This window comes from Streptomyces sp. NPDC001606 (genome assembly GCF_053596835.1).
In genome coordinates this window covers 536,496-551,386 of record NZ_JBSFHC010000002.1, presented here as the reverse complement: position 1 = coordinate 551,386, position 14,891 = coordinate 536,496, and the positions used below count along the sequence as shown (strand labels likewise).

At 71.0% G+C, this 14,891-nt stretch carries 12 protein-coding genes and 1 riboswitch; of the genes, 6 read left to right on the top strand and 6 right to left on the bottom strand.

The window, feature by feature from the left end; translation table 11 throughout:
• Positions 1 to 69 precede the first annotated feature (69 nt).
• From ACWCV9_RS06855 to ACWCV9_RS06830, 6 genes are all read left to right on the top strand, one after another.
• Positions 70 to 1,365, top strand: coding sequence for an HD-GYP domain-containing protein (locus tag ACWCV9_RS06855; protein ID WP_450784602.1), 1,296 nt, complete (start codon positions 70 to 72; stop codon positions 1,363 to 1,365).
• Positions 1,362 to 2,693 carry an HD-GYP domain-containing protein gene (locus ACWCV9_RS06850; RefSeq protein ID WP_450784601.1) on the top strand — a complete coding sequence of 444 codons (1,332 nt, stop codon included), beginning with the start codon at positions 1,362 to 1,364 and terminating at the stop codon, positions 2,691 to 2,693. The genes ACWCV9_RS06855 and ACWCV9_RS06850 overlap by 4 nt, the downstream gene beginning before the upstream one ends.
• Before the next feature lie 99 nt (positions 2,694 to 2,792).
• A complete protein-coding gene (locus ACWCV9_RS06845; RefSeq protein WP_385840080.1) occupies positions 2,793 to 3,773 on the top strand; it encodes a tetratricopeptide repeat protein in 981 nt (326 codons plus the stop codon).
• A 72-nt stretch (positions 3,774 to 3,845) separates the two neighbouring features.
• Entirely contained in the window at positions 3,846 to 4,496 is a 651-nt protein-coding gene (gene def, locus ACWCV9_RS06840) for a peptide deformylase (protein ID WP_450784600.1), read from the top strand.
• A 293-nt stretch (positions 4,497 to 4,789) separates the two neighbouring features.
• Positions 4,790 to 5,875 carry an epi-isozizaene synthase gene (gene cyc1 / locus ACWCV9_RS06835; RefSeq protein WP_450784599.1) on the top strand — a complete coding sequence of 362 codons (1,086 nt, stop codon included), beginning with the start codon at positions 4,790 to 4,792 and terminating at the stop codon, positions 5,873 to 5,875.
• The gene (locus ACWCV9_RS06830) at positions 5,872 to 7,245 is read left to right on the top strand and encodes a bifunctional albaflavenone monooxygenase/terpene synthase (RefSeq protein ID WP_450784598.1); all 1,374 of its coding nucleotides are present in this window, start codon (positions 5,872 to 5,874) and stop codon (positions 7,243 to 7,245) included. Before cyc1 ends, ACWCV9_RS06830 begins: the two co-directional genes overlap by 4 nt.
• An 88-nt stretch (positions 7,246 to 7,333) precedes the next feature.
• Here ACWCV9_RS06830 and ACWCV9_RS06825 read toward each other — a convergent pair whose 3' ends face one another.
• The 6 genes from ACWCV9_RS06825 to nagB form a co-directional block, all read right to left on the bottom strand.
• Positions 7,334 to 8,347, bottom strand: coding sequence for a ribonucleotide-diphosphate reductase subunit beta (locus ACWCV9_RS06825; RefSeq protein WP_385840075.1), 1,014 nt, complete (start codon positions 8,345 to 8,347; stop codon positions 7,334 to 7,336).
• Positions 8,347 to 10,704, bottom strand: coding sequence for a ribonucleoside-diphosphate reductase subunit alpha (locus ACWCV9_RS06820; RefSeq protein ID WP_450784597.1), 2,358 nt, complete (start codon positions 10,702 to 10,704; stop codon positions 8,347 to 8,349). Before ACWCV9_RS06820 ends, ACWCV9_RS06825 begins: the two co-directional genes overlap by 1 nt.
• Positions 10,705 to 10,829: 125 nt before the next feature.
• A riboswitch (cobalamin riboswitch) is annotated at positions 10,830 to 10,954 on the bottom strand.
• A gap of 170 nt (positions 10,955 to 11,124) precedes the next feature.
• A complete protein-coding gene (mctP, locus tag ACWCV9_RS06815) occupies positions 11,125 to 12,753 on the bottom strand; it encodes a monocarboxylate uptake permease MctP (protein ID WP_385840073.1) in 1,629 nt (542 codons plus the stop codon).
• Complete coding sequence (locus ACWCV9_RS06810) at positions 12,750 to 13,013, bottom strand: DUF3311 domain-containing protein (protein ID WP_385840071.1); 264 nt, start codon at positions 13,011 to 13,013, stop codon at positions 12,750 to 12,752. The genes mctP and ACWCV9_RS06810 overlap by 4 nt, the downstream gene beginning before the upstream one ends.
• Positions 13,014 to 13,151: 138 nt before the next feature.
• Positions 13,152 to 13,916, bottom strand: coding sequence for a GntR family transcriptional regulator (locus ACWCV9_RS06805; protein ID WP_385840070.1), 765 nt, complete (start codon positions 13,914 to 13,916; stop codon positions 13,152 to 13,154).
• 177 nt (positions 13,917 to 14,093) lie between these two features.
• Positions 14,094 to 14,879: a glucosamine-6-phosphate deaminase gene (gene nagB, locus ACWCV9_RS06800; RefSeq protein ID WP_385840069.1), complete on the bottom strand. Its 786-nt coding sequence runs from the start codon at positions 14,877 to 14,879 to the stop codon at positions 14,094 to 14,096.
• Positions 14,880 to 14,891 lie beyond the last annotated feature (12 nt).

Below are 14,891 nucleotides of genomic sequence, written 5' to 3'. Positions count from 1 at the left end.
CATAAGCCCCGCACCCCCGCATTCCGCCCTAGGCTCCCAGCCGGGAAGGCACGGTCGGGGAGGGGCGTGATGGAGGCGGTACCGGCGAGGGCACGCGCCTGTGTGGCCTGCACCGTCCTGCTCGCCGCGCTCTGCGTGCTGCCGCTGCCGCAGACCCGCACCCCCTGGTGGGCGCTCGGTCTGCTCGCCGCGCTCTACGCCGGCTGTGAGCACGCCGTACACCGCCGCTTCGACGCGACCTTCTATCCCGTGCTGCTCGCGGGGGCGTTTCTGCTGCCCCCGCCGGCCGCCGCGCTCGTCCCGCTGCCGGCCGCACTGCTCGCCCCGGGCGGCCACCCCGCGTGGGCCCGGCGCGGCTGGCGGGCCGCACGGTCCGCGCTCGCCGTGTGGGCCGCGGCCCGGGTGCACTGGTCCCTCGGCGGCCGGCATGCTGTGGTCACCCCCGACTTCCCGTATGTGCTGCTGCCCGCGGGCGCCGCCGTGCTCGCCTTCTGCCTGGTGCTCACCGTCCTCGACGGCGCGCTGCGCGCCTCGGCCGGGCATGTGCCGCCGCGCCGGGCCTGGCGCGGACTGCTCTCCCGCTCGCTCGCCCCGGTCGCGGTGCACGGACTCGCCGGGCTGATGATGGCCGTGCTGTGGCGCAGCCGGTACGGCCCGGTCGCCGCGCTCCTGGTGCTGCTGCCGATGTGCGTCTCCTGGTGGGTGTTCGCCCAGTACCACCGGGAACGCGCCGCCCACCAGGCCACCATCCGCGCCCTGGTGCAGGCCGTCGACATCAAGGACGGCTACACGCGCGGCCACAGCGAACGCGTCGGCCGGGCCTCCGTGCTGATCGCCCGCGAACTCGGCATGGACGACGACCGCGTCGAGGTGCTGCGCTTCGCCGGCATCCTGCACGACGTCGGCAAGCTCGGGGTGCCCACCCGGCTGCTGCGCAAGGACGGCCCGCTCACCCCCGAGGAGCGGCGGGTCATCGAACTGCATCCCGAGTACGGCCATGAGATGGTCCGCGGGATCTCCTTCCTCGGCGAGGCCCGCGCCGCGATCCTGCACCACCACGAGCGCCTCGACGGCAGCGGCTACCCCTACGGCCTGGCCGGCGGCCAGATCCCCGAGTGCGCCCGGGTCGTCGCCGTCGCCGACGCCTTCGACGCCATGACCTCCACCCGCACCTACAGCAGGGCCCGCCCGGTCGAGGCGGCCCTCGCCGAACTGGAGCGCTGCGCGGGCACCCAGTTCGACCCGCGCATGGTCCGCGCGCTGGTCCGGGCGCTCGACTGCCACGGCTGGCACCCCGCCGTCACCGCCGACGAACCGGCGTACCCGGGGCCGGGCGGCCGGCCCGTCACCGGGGCCTCCCGGTGACCGCGCTGCGGCTCGTCCACGGCGCCGCCGCCCTCGCCGCGGGCAGCGCCCTCGCCGTCACCCTGTGGGGCGGCCTGGCGGAGCCCGGCGTCGCGCTCACCTTCGGCGTGCTCATAGCCGTCGGCGAGCTGGCCCTCCCGCAGGCGCTCCCCTACGTCCGCGCGGGCGGGACCCCCGCCAGCGGCGTCGAGGCGCGTCAGGCCGCACCGCTCGGCACCGCCGGCTCGCTGTCGTACGCCCTGCTCGGCGCCGACGCCGGACACCCCACCCACCACGGCCCCGCCCAGGTCGTCAGTGTCGTGCTCGCCGCCGCCCTGATCGGTGCCGTCCCGCACGTGTGGCGCGGCCGCGGCGACGCCCCGGACCATCTGGCCCGCCGGATCCTCACCGTCGGCTTCGCCGCCGTCTGCTTCCAACCCCTCTACAACCGGGGGGTGTTCACCTCCTGGAGCGGCCCCGCCTACGCGCTGCTCCTGATCGCCGTGCTCGGCCTGACCGCGCTGTGCGACGCCGTGCTCGCCGCCGCCCTCGCCCACTGCCGCACCGGCTGGCCGTTCGCCCCGCTGTTGCGCGAGGAGCTGCGCGGGCTGCTCGGCATCGGCTCCGCCGTGTGCGCGACCGGTGCCGTCATCGCGCTCGCGGTCGCCGTCGTCGGCCTGTGGGCGCTGCCGGTGTTCTGCCTGCCCCTGCTGCTCACCCAGCTGTCCCTGCGCCGGTACGCGGCCGTCCGTGCCACCTACCGGCAGACCATCGCCTCGCTGGCCCGGGCCACCGAGGTCGCCGGATACACCCCGGCCGGGCACGCCCGCCGGGTGGCCGCGCTGAGCCTCGCCGTGGGGCGGGACCTGGGGCTGACCGGGCCGGAACTGACCGTGCTGGAGTACGCGGCCCTGATGCACGACATCGGCCAGCTCAGCCTGGTCGACCCGGTCCCGGCCGGGGCCACCGCCGGGCTGCCCGTGGCCGAGCAGCGGCGGATCGCCCTGCTCGGCGGGGCCGTCGTACGGCAGACCGGGGTGGACCCGGCCGTCGCCGTCGTGGTGGAGCGGCAGGCCGACCCCTGCGCCGAGCAGCCGCTCGCCGCCCGGATCGTGCGGGCCGTGAACGCCTACGAGGAGAAGACCTGGGACGCCGGTCCGCAGGGGCCGCTGCGGGCGCTGGAGGAGCTGCGGCTCGGCACCGCCGGGCAGTACGCGCCCGAGGTCGTGGAGTCGCTCGCCCGGGTGCTGGCCCAGCCGCGCGGCCGCTCGGGAAGCGGCCCGGAGGGGGCCGCGGGGAGACGTACGGCACTGTCTGACCCGGCCCCCGGCTGGGTAACCCATGGGTAATGAGCGCCTTTCCCACCGTACGTGGTTGGATGCGAGGGAGAGGGTGTCCGGGGGCAGAAGCCAGCCCACTGTGTGATCTGGAACTGGCAGGCGGGAATCGTGAGGATCTTCGGAAAGGGACGGCACCGGCCCTCCGCCTCCTGGCGGCAGGCCACGGACCGCGCGTTCACACTCATCGGCGACGGCCGGTACGAGGACGCGGGCGAGCTGCTGACACGCGCTGCCGACCTGGAACCCTGGCTGTCGGAGTCCTGGTTCAACCTCGCCCTGCTGCACAAGTTCCGGCACGACTGGGAGCAGGCCCGCGCCGCCGGGCTGCGCGCCGTCGCCCTGCTCGAGCGGGAGAGCGGGGCGCCCGACTGGTGGAACGTCGGCATCGCCGCGACCGCGCTCCAGGACTGGCCGCTGGCCCGCCGCGCCTGGCAGGCGTACGGCCTGAAGGTGCCCGGCGGTGCCACCGCCTCCGGCGAGCCGCTCGGCATGGCGCTCGGCAGCGCGGCGGTACGGCTCTCCCCGGAGGGCGAGGCCGAGGTGGTGTGGGGCCGCAGGCTGGACCCGGCCCGGATGGAGGTCCTCTCCATCCCGTTGCCCTCGTCCGGGCGGCGCTGGGGCGAGGTGGTGCTGCACGACGGCGTCCCGCACGGCGAGCGCACCACGTCGGCCGGGCACGCCTACCCGGTCTTCGACGAGATCGAGCTGTGGGCGCCGTCGCCCGTCCCCACCTGGGTGGTGCTGCTGGAGGCGGCCACGGAGGCGGACCGGGACGCGCTGGAGCAGCTGGCGGCCGACGCCGGGTTCGCCGCGGAGGACTGGTCCTCGTCGGTGCGGCTGCTGTGCCGGATGTGTTCCGAGTCCCGGATGCCCTCCGACGAGGGGGAGGGGATCCATCTCGACCCGCACGACCACAGCGAGCCGGGTCATCCGGGGCCGCTGGGGCACCGGACGGACGGGCAGCTGTGGGTGCCGGAGCGGGAGTGCGGGGTGGCCGCGCCGGCCTCGCTGGTCCGGGGCCTGCTGGACGGGTGGGTCGCGGACAGCCCGGACTCCAGGGACTGGCGGGATCTCGAAGAGGTTTGCTGAGCCGACGGCGACCGGCCCCCTTTAGGCTGTAGTCGCAGAACTTTCAGGCTTGCAGGAAGGCGTACGTCGGTCATGGCTCAGCAGGACACCGATCAGCAGCACGCGGGCGTGCTCCCCGTCGACGACGAGGGCTATGTCGTCGACACGGAGGACTGCGAGGAGCGCGAGACGGCCTGGCGGGAGCGCGGGACCTCGCGGCCCGTCACGGTCGTCGGCAACCCGGTCCTGCACAAGGAGTGCAAGGACGTCACCGAGTTCGGCGAGGAGCTCCAGCAGCTGGTCGCCGACATGTTCGCCAGCCAGCGCACCGCCGAGGGCGTGGGCCTGGCCGCCAACCAGATCGGGGTGGACCTGAAGGTCTTCGTCTACGACTGCCAGGACGACGAGGGCAAGCGGCACGTCGGCGTGGTGTGCAACCCGAAGCTGGTGGACCTGCCCGCCGGGAAGCGGGTCCTGGACGACAGCAACGAGGGCTGCCTGTCCGTGCCGGGCGCCTATGCGCCGCTCGCGCGCCCCGACTACGCCGAGGTGACCGGCCAGGACGAGCGGGGCAACCCGATCAAGGTCCGTGGCACCGGCTACTTCGCACGGTGTTTGCAGCACGAGACGGACCACCTCTACGGCTACCTGTACATCGACCGGCTGTCCAAGCGGGACCGCAAGGACGCGCTGCGGCAGATGGCCGAGAACGAGCCACGCTACCCCGTGGTCGCCAACGACTAGCGGCCGCGCCGGGGTCGGGGCGTCCGACCGGGGATCACACCCTGGTCGGGCGCCCTTCGTGCGTTCCGGATCGCTCGTCCGTGCGTCGTACAACCGATCCGTTCGGTACGTCTAGTGACAGTCAACCAGTCACGCAAGGGGGGATTCTCGGCATGTTGGGGTAGTGAGTGAAGCAAATCCGTTCCCACGGCGGTCAGTTGTGGTGCTGAATGGGGAGTGCGGGGATACGCAACGGCGCACGCCCGGCACAACCGGAGGGGCGTGTGCTCCTGGCGGCTGAGAGGGGTTTGTTCGTGCAAGCTTTCCCACACAGCACCACAGCGACACCGACGGCGGTCGTCGTACCGCCCTCGCTGGCACTCCCGGTGATCGAATCCGCGTTTCCTCGGCAACTGCACCCGTATTGGCCCCGGCTCCAGGAGAACACCCGGCTGTGGCTGCTCGAAAAGCGGCTCATGCCGGCGGACAAGGTGCAGGAATATGCCGACGGACTGTGCTACACGGACCTCATGGCCGGCTACTACACCGGCGCCCGCGACGAGGTCTTGCAGGCCATAGCCGACTACAGCGCATGGTTCTTCGTCTGGGACGACCGCCACGACCGGGACGTCGTGCACGGCCGGGCCGGCGACTGGCGGCGCCTCAGGCACCGGCTGCACGCGGCCCTCGACGCCCCCAGGCACCATCTGCACCATCCGGACCCGCTGGTCTCGGGGTTCGCCGACAGTGTGCTCCGGCTGTACGGCTTCCTGCCGCGCACCTGGAACCAGCGGTTCGCCCGGCACTTCCACGCGGTCATCGAGGCCTACGACCGCGAGTTCCGCAACCGCACCCAGGGACACATACCCGGCGTCGAGGAATACCTCGCCCTGCGCCGGCACACCTTCGCGCACTGGATATGGACCGATCTGCTCGAACCGAGCGCCGGGTGCGAACTGCCGGACGCGATAAGGCACCACCCCGCCTATCGCCGGGCCGCACTGCTGAGCCAGGAATTCGCCGCCTGGTACAACGACCTGTGCTCACTGCCCAAGGAAATAGCGGGCGACGAGGTCCACAATCTCGGAATCTGCCTCATCACCCATGAGGGGCTGAGTCTCGAGGAATCGATCGACGAAATCAGGCGGCGCGTCGAGGGATGCATCCAGGAATTCCTGGACGTCGAACAGGACGCCCTGCGATTCGCCGACGGTCTCGCCGACGGAACCGCCCGCGGAAAGGAACTGAGCGCCGCGGTCCACCGTTGCCTCGGCTATATGCGGAACTGGTTCAGCACCGTCTACTGGTTCCACCACGAGTCCGGCCGGTACATGGTCGACAGCTGGGACGACCGCGCCACACCCCCGTACGTCAGCAACGAAGCGGCAGGTGAGAAATGACCGTCGAGTCTTCCCCGCGGCCCGTGGCCCCCGCGGCCGGCGAGCTGCGCGAACCGCCCCTGGCCCAAGGCACCGTACCGGGCCTCGGACACGGGCTGAAACTGGTCCGCGACCCGCTCGCCTTCATGTCCGCGCTGCGCGGCCACGGCGACGTCGTACGCCTCAAGCTGGGCCCCAAGACGGTGTACGCCGTCACCACGCCGGAGCTCACCGGCGCCCTCGCCCTCAGCCCCGACTTCAAGATCGACGGGCCGCTGTGGGAGTCCCTGGAGGGGCTGCTCGGCAAGGAGGGCGTGGCCACCGCCAACGGCCCCCGGCACCGCCGTCAGCGCCGCACCATCCAGCCCGCCTTCCGGCTGGACGCGATCCCCGGCTACGGGCCGATCATGGAGGAGGAGGCGCACGGCCTCACCGAGCGCTGGCGGCCCGGCGAGACCATCGACTGCACCTCGGAGTCCTTCCGGGTGGCCGTCCGGATCGCCGCCCGCTGTCTGCTGCGCGGCGAGTACATGGACGAGCGCGCCGAGCGGCTGAGCATCGACCTCGCCACCGTCTTCCGCGGTATGTACCGCAGGATGGTGATCCCCCTCGGACCCCTCTACCGGCTGCCGTTCCCGGCCAACCGTGAATTCAACCGGGCGCTGGCCGATTTGCATCTCCTCGTGGACGAGATCGTCGCCGAGCGGAGGGCATCTGGTCAAAAGCCGGACGATTTGCTGACGGCATTGCTGGAGGCGAAGGACGACAATGGCGACCCCATCGGGGAACAGGAGATCCACGATCAGGTCGTCGCGATACTCACCCCCGGCAGCGAAACCGTGGCGTCCACGATCATGTGGCTGCTCCAGGTCCTCGCGGAACACCCGGAACACGCCGAGAAGGTACGGACCGAGGTCGAATCCGTGACCGGTGGCCGACCGGTCGGATTCGAGCACGTCCGCTCACTCACCCACACCAACAATGTCGTCGTCGAGGCCATGCGGCTCAGGCCGGCCGTATGGATTCTGACGCGCCGCGCGGTGCGCGACACCGTGCTCGGGGACTATCGCATTCCGGCCGGGGCGGACATCGTCTACAGCCCGTACGCCATCCAGCGCGACCCCCGCTCCTACGACCGCACCCTCGACTTCGACCCCGACCGCTGGCTGCCGGAGCGGGCAGGGGAGGTGCCGAAGTACGCGATGAGCCCGTTCAGCGTGGGCAACCGCAAGTGCCCGAGCGACCACTTCTCGATGACCCAGCTGAGCCTGATCACCGCGGCCGTCTCGGCGAAGTACCGCTTCGAGCAGGCCCCCGGGTCGAACGACACCACCCGGGTGGGCATCACCCTGCGCCCGCACGACCTGCGCCTGCGGCCCCTCCCCTGGTAGGCCGCGGCGAGCACACCTGACACCGGCGCGGGTCCGGGCCGCCTGGGGAGCCTGGACCACGCGCCGGCAGGGTGCGCCGGAGCGCCGGCTAGAAGTCCTCGTCCAGGTCGACGGTGCCCTCCACCGCCACCTGGTACGCCGAGGGACGGCGCTCGAAGAAGTTGGTCAGCTCCTGGACGCCCTGGAGCTCCATGAAGGAGAAGGGGTTCTCGGAGCCGTACACCGGGGCGAAGCCGAGCCGGGACAGCCGCTGGTCGGCGACGCACTCGAGGTACTGCCGCATCGAGTCGGTGTTCATCCCGGGCAGCCCGTCACCGCACAGGTCGCGGGCGAACTGGAGCTCCGCCTCGACGGCCTCGCGCAGCATGTCCGTCACCTGCTGCTGGAGCTGGTCGTCGAAGAGCTCGGGCTCCTCCTTGCGGACGGTGTCGACCACGTCGAAGGCGAAGGACATGTGCATCGTCTCGTCGCGGAACACCCAGTTGGTGCCGGTGGCCAGACCGTGCAGCAGACCCCGGCTGCGGAACCAGTAGACGTACGCGAAGGCGCCGTAGAAGAACAGGCCCTCGATGCACGCGGCGAAGCAGATCAGGTTCAGCAGGAAGCGCCGGCGGTCGGCCTTGGTCTCCAGCCGGTCCAGGTTGTCGACCGAGTCCATCCACCGGAAGCAGAACTGCGCCTTCTCACGGATCGACGGGATGTTCTCCACGGCCGCGAAGGCTGCGGCCCGGTCGTCCGGGTCGGGCAGATAGGTGTCGAGCAGCGTCAGATAGAACTGGACGTGCACGGCCTCCTCGAACAGCTGGCGCGACAGGTACAGGCGCGCCTCCGGGGAGTTGATGTGCTTGTACAGCGTCAGGACCAGGTTGTTCGCGACGATCGAGTCGCCCGTCGCGAAGAAGGCGACCAGCCGGCCGATGAGGTGCTGCTCCTCCGGCGTCAGCTTCGCCAGGTCGGCCACGTCCGAGTGGAGGTCGACCTCCTCGACGGTCCAGGTGTTCTTGATGGCGTCCCGGTAGCGCTCGTAGAAGTCCGGGTAGCGCATGGGACGCAGGGTCAGTTCGAAGCCCGGGTCGAGCAGGTTCGTGTTTCGGGTGGTCATTACTGGCAGGCCTCGCAGGACTCGGGGTTCTCAAGGGAGCAGGCGACGGCGTCGGGGTCGGCCGCCTGCTGCACGGGGATGGCGGTCTGTGCCTGGGCCGCGCGGGCGATCCGGGTCGCCGGACGCGAGCGCAGGTAGTACGTGGTCTTCAGCCCGGACTTCCAGGCGTAGGCGTACATCGAGGAGAGCTTGCCGATGGTCGGCGTCTCCATGAACAGGTTCAGGGACTGCGCCTGGTCCAGGAACGGGGTGCGGGCGGCGGCCATGTCGATCAGGCCGCGCTGCGGGATCTCCCAGGCCGTGCGGTACAGCCGGCGCACCTCCTCCGGGATCCACACGAAGTCCTGCACCGAGCCGTTGCTGTCCCGCAGCGCCTCCCGGGTGCGCGCGTCCCATACGCCCAGGTCCTTCAGGTCCTGCACCAGGTAGGAGTTGACCTGGAGGAACTCACCGGACAGCGTCTCGCGCTTGAACAGGTTGGACACCTGCGGCTCGATGCACTCGTAGACGCCCGCGATGGAGGCGATGGTGGCGGTCGGCGCGATCGCGAGGAGCAGCGAGTTGCGCATGCCGACGGCGGCGATGCGGGCCCGCAGCGCCGCCCAGCGCTCCGGCCAGGTCAGCTCCACGTCGTAGTGGTCCGGGTGCAGCACGCCCTGCGCGGTACGGGTCTTCTCCCAGGCCGGCAGCGGGCCGTTGCGCTCGGCGAGGTCGGCGGAGGCCTCGTACGCGGCGAGCATGATGCGCTCGGCGATCCGGGTGGAGAGCGCCTTGGCCTCGGGCGAGTCGAAGGGCAGCCGCAGCTTGAAGAAGACGTCCTGGAGGCCCATCGCGCCCAGGCCGACCGGACGCCACTTGGCGTTCGACCGCCCCGCCTGCTCGGTCGGGTAGAAGTTGATGTCCACGACCCGGTCGAGGAAGGTGACGGCCGTGCGGACCGTCTCGTCCAGCCGCTCCCAGTCGATGTCCCCGTCGCGCACGAAGGCGCCGAGGTTGACCGACCCCAGGTTGCAGACCGCCGTCTCGCCGTCGTCGGTGACCTCCAGGATCTCCGTGCAGAGGTTGGAGGAGTGCACGACATGGCCCGGCAGGGCGGTCTGGTTGGCGGTGCGGTTGGCGGCGTCCTTGAAGGTCATCCAGCCGTTGCCGGTCTGCGCGAGGGTGCGCATCATCCGGCCGTACAGCTCACGGGCCGGGATGGTCTTCTTCGCCAGGCCCGCCTGCTCGGCCTTGCGGTAGGCGGCGTCGAACTCCGCGCCCCACAGGTCGACCAGCTCGGGCACGTCCGCCGGGGAGAACAGCGACCACTGCTCGTCGGCGTTGACCCGGCGCATGAACTCGTCCGGGATCCAGTGCGCGAGGTTCAGGTTGTGCGTACGGCGGGCGTCCTCACCGGTGTTGTCCCGCAGCTCCAGGAACTCCTCGATGTCGGAGTGCCAGGTCTCCAGGTAGACGGCGGCGGCGCCCTTGCGCCGGCCGCCCTGGTTCACCGCGGCGACCGAGGCGTCCAGGGTCTTCAGGAACGGCACGATGCCGTTGGAGTGCCCGTTGGTGCCCCGGATCAGCGAGCCGCGGGACCGGATCCGGGAGTACGACAGACCGATGCCGCCGGCGTGCTTCGAGAGCCGGGCGACCTGGTGGTAGCGGTCGTAGATGGAGTCCAGCTCGTCCAGCGGGGAGTCCAGCAGATAGCAGGACGACATCTGCGGGTGCCGGGTGCCGGAGTTGAACAGGGTGGGGGAGGAGGGCAGGTAGTCGAGGCGGCTCATGAGCTTGTAGAGCGCGGCGACCTCGTCCACCGAGCGGACGGTGTCGTCCTCGGCCAGCCCGCTCGCCACCCGCAGCATGAAGAACTGGGGCGTCTCGATCACCTTGCGGGTGATCGGGTGCCGCAGCAGATAGCGGCTGTGCAGGGTGCGCAGACCGAAGTAGCCGAAGCGGTCGTCGGCGTCCCGGTCGACCAGCGCGTCCAGCCGCTCGGCGTGCTGCGCGACGAACGCGGCGGTGCGGTCGGCGACGAGGCCCTCGCGGTGGCCGACGGCGACCGACTCGGTGAACGAGGTCACGCCCTGCGAGGCGGCCTCGTCCCGGATGGTGAGGGTGAGCAGCCGGGCGGCCAGCCTGGAGTAGGCGGGGTCCTCGGAGATGAGGCCGGCGGCCGCCTCCGTGGCCAGCTCGCGCAGCTCCGCCTCGTCGGCCCGCGCGGAGCGGCCGCGCAGCGCGGCGGCGGCGACCCGGCCCGGGTCGGCGTCGGGGAGGTCGGCGGTCAGCTCGGTCAGGGTCCGCAGCAGCGCGGTGCCGGGACCGTCGGTCTCCGGTCCGCTCGCTGAAGCCGGATCTGCTGGCGCGATGGTCACGTGGGGCTCTCCCTCGCTCGGCACGGGGGCCCGGCGGAGGGCAGGGGGCAGCCACGAGCGCGCACGGCGTCGCGTCCACCGGCCCACTCCACGAGGCCCGGACGTCTCAGGGCACCCGGACCGGACGGCCGGGCGCGCTGTCGGCAGGTCCTCGGACTGGAACAGGCGTGCGGATACACGCAAGTACACCGTTGCGGGACAGTTCCGGATTCGCACCGGATTCCCCTGCGGCGACAGCGAGCATGAGCATACATCTAGTGCCGGGGTGCGGTGTCACCCCCAGATGTTGTGTCGCACCGGTCCCGGAGCGTCAACTCATGGGCCGACAGGGCGATGTCGGGCCGCTCCGGCGGCGGATTCCGGTCCCGGGTACGGCAACGGGCCGCCGGATGCGCTCCGGCGGCCCGTCGTACGGCGCGCTCAGTGACCGGCGCCCGCGGTGGCCGGCGGGAGTTCCGCCTGGACGCCCGGGTCGCCGGCGTCGGCCGTGTAGTCCTCGGGACTGGTCTCGTCGACGCCCTCGGGGGCCTTCAGGGCCTTCAGGACGAGGGTCAGGACCACGGTGACCGCGGCGTTGAGCAGGAACGCCGTGAGGCCGATGTAGCCGATCTGGCCGATGCCGGGGATCTCCTTGGCCGAGCCGCCGAAGTGCGCCTGGGTCGGCGAGGCGACACCGTACGCGGCGACCGTGCCGTACACCATGCCGACCGCCCAGCCGGCCAGCAGCGCCCAGCGGTGGAACCAGCGGGTGAACAGGCCGCCGACCATCGCCGGGAAGGTCTGCACGATCCAGATGCCGCCCAGCAGCTGGAAGTTGATGGCGACCGTCTTGTCCATGGTCAGGACGAAGACCAGCGCGCCCACCTTCACCAGCAGGGACACCAGCTTGGAGACCCGGGTCTCCTGCGCCGGCGTGGCGTCCGGCTTGATGAAGTCCTTGTAGATGTTGCGGGTGAAGAGGTTGGCGGCCGCGATGGACATGATCGCCGCCGGGACCAGCGCGCCGATGCCGATCGCCGCGAAGGCGACGCCCGTGAACCAGTCCGGGAACATGTCCTCGAACAGCTGCGGGATCGCCAGCTGCCCGTTGGTGACCTTCACCCCGGCCGCGATCGCCATGAAGCCCAGCAGTGCCAGGAAGGCCAGCATCAGGGAGTACAGCGGCAGGATCGCGGTGTTGCGGCGGATCACGTCACGGCTCTTGGAGGAGAGCGTCGCGGTGACCGAGTGCGGATACATGAACAGGGCGAGGGCGGAGCCGAACGCCAGCGTGGCGTACGTCCACTGGCCCGCCTCCGGCGGGGCGATGGCGCCGCGCGGCTTGCCGGTGGCCGGGTTGACCTGGCTGAGCGCGTGGGTCGCCTTGGCGAAGACGTCGTCGAACCCGCCCAGCTTGATCGGGATGTAGATGATCGCCACCGCGATGACGATGTAGATCAGCGTGTCCTTGACGAACGAGATCAGCGCGGGCGCCCGCAGACCGGAGGAGTAGGTGTAGGCCGCCAGCACACCGAAGGCGATCAGCAGCGGCAGGTCCTTCACGAACCAGTTGGTGTTCTCGCCGCCGCCGATGCCCATCACGTCCAGCACCGCCTGGATGCCCACCAGCTGGAGCGCGATGTACGGCATGGTCGCGAGGATGCCGGTGACCGCCACCGCGAGCGACAGGCCCTTGGAACCGAACCGGCCGCGCACGAAGTCGGAGGTGGTGACATAGCCGTGGCGGTGCGAGACCGACCACAGGCGCGGCAGGAAGGTGAAGATCAGCGGGTAGACGATGACCGTGTACGGCACCGCGAAGAAGCCGGACGCGCCCGCCGCGTAGACCGCCGCCGGTACGGCGACGAAGGTGTACGCGGTGTAGATGTCACCGCCGAGCAGGAACCAGGTGATCCAGGTGCCGAACGACCGGCCGCCGAGGCCCCACTCGTCCAGGGACTGCTCGTTCTCGGCCCGCCGCCAGCGCGAGGCCAGGAAGCCCATGACCGTGACGGCCAGGAAGAAGAAGATGAAGACGCCGAGCGCGACGCCGTTGACGCCGTCCTTCACTTCGCTGCACCCCCCTTCTGGGCGGCACGGGCGCGCTGGTCACGCTGCCACAGCTTGTACGCCGCGATGGTGAGCACCGAGGCGATCGGCACCCAGAGCATCTGGTACCAGTAGAAGAACGGGATCCCGATGAGCGTGGGGTCCGTCTTGGCGTACGAGCCGACCCACAGCATCGCCACGAAGGGCGCGACGAGACACAGGCCGATGACCACCCGGACCGGTGTGACGACCGGTGGACTCACTTCTGGTGTTTCTGGCATGTGCTCCGTCCCCTCGTTGATCACCGCGTGATGCGCGGCAATCTAGGTGACGGGATCACGTCAGTGGAAGACCTCGTCCGCATATCGGCACACCGACTTCGGCGGCGGCCTCCGGAGGCTTCCCCTCCTGTTCGGCCCCTATTCCGCCGGGCGCTTGAGCCGTGCGACGAACTTGTACCGATCGCCCCGGTACACGGACCGCACCCACTCCACCGGCTGGCCCTCGCGGTCGCGCGAGTGCCGGGAGAGCAGCAGCATCGGCAGCCCCACGTCGGTGCCGAGCAGGCCCGCCTCGCGCGGGGTGGCCAGCGAGGTCTCGATGGTCTCCTCGGCCTCGGCGAGGTGGACGTCGTAGACCTCGGCGAGCGCGGTGTACAGCGAGGTGTACTTCACCAGCGAGCGGCGCAGGGCGGGGAAGCGCTTGGCGCTCAGATGGGTGGTCTCGATGGCCATCGGCTCGCCGTTGGCCATGCGCAGCCGCTCGATGCGCAGGACGCGCCCGCCGGCGGTGATGTCGAGCAGCTCGGCGAGCCGGTCGTCGGCCGTGATGTACCCGATGTCCAGCAGCTGCGAGGTCGGCTCCAGGCCCTGGGCGCGCATGTCCTCGGTGTAGGAGGTGAGCTGGAGCGCCTGGGAGACCTTGGGCTTGGCGACGAAGGTGCCCTTGCCCTGGATCCGCTCCAGCCGGCCCTCCACCACCAGCTCCTGAAGGGCCTGCCGGACGGTGGTGCGGGAGGTGTCGAACTCGGCCGCCAGCGTGCGCTCGGGCGGCACCGGGGTGCCCGGTGCCTGCGTCTCCGTCATGTCGAGGAGGTGCTTCTTCAAGCGGTAGTACTTGGGCACGCGCGCGGTACGGACGGTTGTCCCGGCCTCGTTCTCCGCACTGCTGACGTCGGTGCTCATGCTCTGCCTTCCCGGCTCCGAATGCCGAAAGCGACCGACATCCCATCGGCCCCGCTCACATCGTGGCACGGCTTACTGTCACACGACTCCACCCGGCCGCCCAGTGATCCCCTCTATATACCGCCCGGACCCGGGCTGGTCTAGGCCACAGAGGAGGGAGCCGTGCGCCCCGCAGTTCTAGATGCCCTGCCACTCCGGCTTGTTCGCGTACGTGTGGCGGAAGTAGTCCGCCAGCTTCAGCTTGCCCGCCGCGGCCTCGTCCACGACCACCGTGGCGTGCGGGTGCAGCTGGAGCGCCGACGCCGGGCACACCGCGGCCACCGGCCCCTCGACCGTCGCCGCGACCGCGTCCGCCTTGCCCTCGCCGGTCGCCAGCAGCACCAGGTGCCGGGCCTCCAGGATGGTGCCGATGCCCTGGGTGATCACATGGTGCGGGACCTGCGTGATGTCGCCCTCGAAGAAGCGGGCGTTGTCCACCCGGGTCTGCTCGGTCAGCGTCTTGATCCGGGTCCGCGAGGCGAGCGAGGAGCAGGGCTCGTTGAAGCCGATGTGCCCGTCGGTGCCGATGCCGAGCAGCTGGAGGTCCACCCCGCCGGCCTCGGCCAGCGCCCGGTCGTACGCCTCGCACGCCGCCTGGACGTCCTCCGCCGTGCCGTCCGGCCCGAGGAAGGCGTCCATGCCTATGCCGAGCGGTTCCAGCACCTCGCGGCGGAGCACCGAGCGGTAGGACTCGGGGTGGTCGGCGGGCAGCCCGACGTACTCGTCGAGCTGGGCGATCCGGGCCTGCGCGGTGTCCACGGCGCCGGCCCGCACCTTCGCGGTCAGGGCCTGGTAGACGGGCAGCGGGGTGGAGCCGGTGGCCACCCCGAGCAGGGCGTCCGGCTTGCGTCGCAGCAGCTGCGCCATGGCCTCGGCGATCAGTTCGCCGCCCGCCGCGGCGTCCGGAACGATGACAACTTCCACGCTGGGCCTGCC